The following is a 4424-nucleotide window of genomic DNA, read 5'->3' on the forward strand; positions in this document are numbered from 1 at the left end:
GCTGCCGGGCGGCGGCCGACGCGCTGCCCGGAGTGTGCGCCGGCAGCTGCCGGGTCGTCCCGGGGGCGCGGGACGGCGAGCCGCCCCGCGTCCGCATCGAGGTGGCTACGGACCCGCGCTGGTCCGTGCCCGAGCTCGCCGGCGTGCTGCGCGAGCGGGTCGTCGAGGCCGCGCGGGAGGCCCTGGGGGTGGCCCCGGCGGCCGTGGACGTCGCCGTGGTGGATCTGCTGCCCGGCGGAGAGGCCTGAAGCGGGCTCAGCCCCGGCGGTGCCAGCGGAGCCAGCCGGTCTGGCCGCCGTCGACGAGGAGGTCGGTGCCGGTGACGTAGCCGGCGCCCTGGCCGGTCAGGAAGGCCGCGGCCTCGGCGATCTCGGCCGGGGTGCCGGCGCGGTCGGCGCCGCACTCCTTCAGCATCCGCGTCATGGCCTCGCCGGCCGCGGACTCGGCCTCCGCTCGCGCCATCGGGGTGGAGACCACGCCCGGGCTGATGGTGTTGATCCGGGCGCCGAGCAGGTTCCACGGGAGGGCGGCGGCCTGCACCCGCAGCTGGTTGGCGCGCTTGGAGAGCACGTACGCGGCGGCCGCGTCGTCGGCGCCGACGGCCCGCACGGCGGGGATGTCGAGCAGGGTGTCGGTGGGCGCGGTGGCCAGGGCCCGCTCCGTGTCGGCGTCCAGCGCGGCGTAGTGGCCGGCCATGCTGGAGACGCAGACCAGGGAGGTGCCTCGGCGGGCGACCCCGGCGAAGGCGTCGATCACCAGGGCGGTGCCCAACAGGTTGACGCGCAGCACCAGTTCGGCCGGGTCGGTGGCCGGTCCCGTGGCCGGGGAGACGCCGGCGGTGTGCACGACGGCGGTCACCGGGCCCTCGTCGGCCGCCGCCCCGGCCAGGCTCTCGACGGAGGCGCGGTCGCCCACGTCCGTCGGCACGCCGCGCACCGTGTACCCCTCGGCGGCCAACGCCTCGACGGCGAGGGCGAGTCGGTCGGGCGAGGCATCGGCGAGCAGCAGCGTGCGGCCGCTGCCGAGCCGGCGGGCGACCGCCATGCCCATGCCGCCGGCGCCGGTGACGACGAGCACCTCGGCGGGGTCGTGGGGGTCGGGGTCGTGGGAAAGTTCCCGCATCGGTGGGTTCCTCTCGTGGTTCATCGTCAGGACATGGTCTTGGAGACGGCCGCCATGGCCTCGTCCCAGGTGGCGCGGGACGCGACGGACCGCCGCCAGCGCCGGACGGCCTTCGGCGGCATGCCGACCGCCAGCGCGCCGACCAGCCGGTCGCCTGACCGGTAGGCGGCGACGAACCGCGTGGCCGCCGGGTCGCCCTCGACGATCGCGACGTCCTCGTGGCCGCGCAGGTGACCGTACGCCTGGATCCGCGTGTCGTACTGGTCGGACCAGAAGGAGGGCACGGGCGCGAACGGCCGGCGGGCCGCCGGGTCGGCGAGCAGGTTGCGGGCGGCCGCCATGCCCTGCTCGGCGGCGTTGGTGCGGTGCTCGATCCGCATCGAGGTGTCGAACAGCGGGTTGTGCCAACGCGCCACGTCCCCCGCCGCGTAGACGTCGGGCGCGGCGGCGCAGTACGCGTCGCACACCACGCCGTCCAGGACGGTGAGCCCGCTGCCCGCCAGCCACTCGGTGTTGGGCAGCGAGCCGATCGCGACCAGGACCTCGTCGGCCTCGACCGCCGACCCGTCGGCCAACAGGACCCCGCCCTCGGCGACTTCGGCCACCGTGACGCCGACGCGCAGGTCGACGCCGTGGTCGAGGTGCGCCCTGGACAGCACCTCGCCGACCCGCCGCCCGACCGCGTGCGCCAGCGGCACCGCGGCCGGTTCGAGCAGCGTGACGTGGGCGCCAGAACCGCGGGCCACGGAGGCGACTTCGGAGCCGAGGAAGCCGGCGCCGACCACCGCGAGACGCCGGCCAGGGCCGAGCCCGGCGCGGAGCGCGAGCGCGTCGTCCAGGGTGCGCAGCACCCGGGCTCCGGCCCCCGGCAGCCGGCGTGGCCGGACGCCGGTGGCCAGGATCAGCCCGTCGTAGGGCAGCCGCTCGCCGTCGGCCAACTCGACGGCGCGGCCGGGGAGATCGAGGCGGGTCGCGGCCACGCCGAGCCGGGTGTCGAGGTCGAGGGCGGCGAGGTCGGCCGGCGGGCGCAGCGCGACCCGCTCGGGCGGCCAGGCGCCGGCGAGCAGTTGTTTGGAGAGCGGGGGCCGGTCGTAGGGGGCGTGCGGCTCGTCGCCGACGAGCGTGACGGTGCCGTCGAAGCCCTCCCGGCGCAGGGTCTCGGCCGCCGTGAGGCCGGCGGCCGAGGCCCCGACGACGACGATCCGCCTCACCGCTCCACCAGGCGGATCGCGGCGGCCGGGCAGACCGCGACGGCCTCCCGTACGCCGTCGAGGAGTTCGGGTTCCGGGTGTTCCGTCAGCAGGATCGCCACCCCGTCGTCGTCGCGCTGGTCGAAGACCTCGGGGGCGGTCATCACGCACTGGCCGGACGCCACGCACTTGGGCTCGTCGAGTTCCACGCGCATCGTGGGGGTCTCCTTCGGTTCTCTCCGGTGGGCGGTCACCAGGCGACGGGCAGCGACTTCACGCCGTAGGTGGTGCCGGTGTGGTCGAACGCCAACTCCTCGACCTCGGCGGCCAGTCGGAGGGTGGGCACCCGGCGGTACAGCGTCCCGAAGACGACCTGGAGTTCGAGGCGGGCCAGGTTCTGGCCGAGGCACTGGTGGGGGCCGTGGCCGAACGCCTGGTGCTGGCGGGCGGCGCGGGCCAGGTCGAGGCGGTCGGCCCCTGGGAACGCCTCGGGGTCCCAGTTGGCGGCGTGCAGGTCGAAGACGATGCCGTCGCCCGCGTTGATGGTGACGCCGCCGATCTCGATGTCCTCGCGGGCCACCCGGCGCACCCCGGTCTGCACGATGGTCAGGTAGCGGAGCGTCTCCTCGACGGCGCCGGCGATCGCCCTCGGGTCTTCGGTCTCGCGCAACACGGCGAGCTGGTCGGGGTGTTGGAGGAGCGCCAGGGTGCCGAGGCTGATCATGGTGGCGGTCGTCTCGTGGCCGGCGATCAGCATGGCGACGCCCATGTGGACGGCCTCGGTGCGGGTCATCTCGCCGTTCCGCACCCGGCCGGCCATCTCGGAGAGCACGTCGTCGGCCGGGGCCTCGGGGTCCGCGACCGCCAGCTTCTCGCCGAAGAGGCGGTCGAGGTAGCCGGCGAGGGCCGCGCTGGCCGCGCCGGCCTCGGCGAGCGACAGGGAGCCGTCGAGCACCAGGTTGCTGTTGCGCTGGAAGAAGTCGTGGTCCTCGTAGGGGACGCCGAGGAGTTCGGCGATCACCAGCGAGGGCACCGGCAGGGCGAGCGCGGTGAGCAGGTCGGCCGGGTTGGGCCCGGCGAGCAGGGCGTCGATCCGCTCGTCGACGATCTTCTGGACGGCCGGCCGCATGGCCTCGATCCGCCGGACCACGAACGGGCCGTTGACGGTGCGGCGCAGCCGGGTGTGCTCGGGCGCGTCGGTGTTGGTGATCAGGCGCGGCGTCGCGTGCGCGATGTCGGCCCGGTGCGCGTTCACGTAGGGGAAGTTGGGCTCGCGGTCGTCGTTGCTGACCCGGGGGTCGGTCAGCAGGGCCCGCTGGTCGGCGTGCCTGGTGATCAGCCACGGGGTGGTGCCGTTCCAGATCCGCACCCGGCCGATCGGCCGCTCGCCGCGCAGCGCGCCGACCTCGGGCGCCGGGGCCAGCGGGCAGCCGGCGTCCCTGGGCATCGGGTAGGCGGGCGGCGGCTCGGCCGCGCCGGTCACGGGGCACGAGACGGGGTTCGTCATGGGTCGCTCCTCGGTGGCTGTGGGGCTCCGGCCGGTTCGAGGGGCCGGCCGGAGTGCCGGGGATTCCGCGCGCGGTGGGGACCGCTCGTTCGGCCATGGAAGCGGAGCGAGCTGACGCGGCCCGGCCGGTTCCCTGACCGTCACCTGACGTTCCCGACCTGGCCGGGAATCGGCTCGGGACCGGGGCTCAGCGCCGTTAAGGGCTCGTATGAGTTTTCGACCCCGGTACGGCCGTGCCGTGCGGGGTCGGCCGGCCCCCGGGAGCGCACGTCGGGGCCGCTCCCGCCCGGATCGGCCGGAGTTTGGGGCTCGGGGTCGCCGGCGCCGGGGCCCAAAACGGGCCGTCCGGGGCGTTATGAACGCGTGAAGAGCGTCAGCGCCGCGTCAATCGGATCGCCGATACTCGCTCTTCGTCACCCTGCCTCCGGGACGAGGGGCGCCGGGACGAGACGAAGAGGTGTACGACGATGGCGAGTGCCGCCGGGCAGTCGCCCGAGCTGGACGACGCCCGGCCGCGCCAGGCGCCGGAGCCGGCCGATGCCCGGCCGCGACGGGCCCCGGAGCCGGCCGACGCCCGGCTGCGCCAGGCGCCGGAGCCGGCCGAC

The 4424-nt window shown here is 75.8% G+C and carries 4 protein-coding genes and 1 pseudogene; 1 reads left to right on the forward strand and 4 read right to left on the reverse strand.

The annotated features are described in order from the left end of the window. Positions 1-248, forward strand: a pseudogene (locus ACYVPE_RS39320) (hypothetical protein); the annotation flags it as partial. Positions 249-255: 7 nt separating this feature from the next. On the opposite strand, the gene ACYVPE_RS39325 reads toward ACYVPE_RS39320, so the two are convergent. Genes ACYVPE_RS39325 through ACYVPE_RS39340 form a run of 4 tightly spaced genes read right to left on the reverse strand, consistent with a single transcriptional unit; the run spans position 256 to position 3819 of the window. After that, entirely contained in the window at positions 256-1122 is an 867-nt protein-coding gene (locus tag ACYVPE_RS39325) for an SDR family oxidoreductase (RefSeq protein ID WP_461038647.1), read from the reverse strand. A 26-nt stretch (positions 1123-1148) separates the two neighbouring features. After that, entirely contained in the window at positions 1149-2333 is a 1185-nt protein-coding gene (locus ACYVPE_RS39330) for an NAD(P)/FAD-dependent oxidoreductase (RefSeq protein ID WP_461038648.1), read from the reverse strand. Further along, positions 2330-2527 carry a ferredoxin gene (locus ACYVPE_RS39335; protein ID WP_461038649.1) on the reverse strand — a complete coding sequence of 66 codons (198 nt, stop codon included), beginning with the start codon at positions 2525-2527 and terminating at the stop codon, positions 2330-2332. The genes ACYVPE_RS39330 and ACYVPE_RS39335 overlap by 4 nt, the downstream gene beginning before the upstream one ends. 35 nt (positions 2528-2562) lie before the next feature. Then, complete coding sequence (locus ACYVPE_RS39340; RefSeq protein WP_461038650.1) at positions 2563-3819, reverse strand: cytochrome P450; 1257 nt, start codon at positions 3817-3819, stop codon at positions 2563-2565. Positions 3820-4424: the final 605 nt, after the last annotated feature.

The organism is Streptomyces mayteni, from assembly GCF_054783955.1.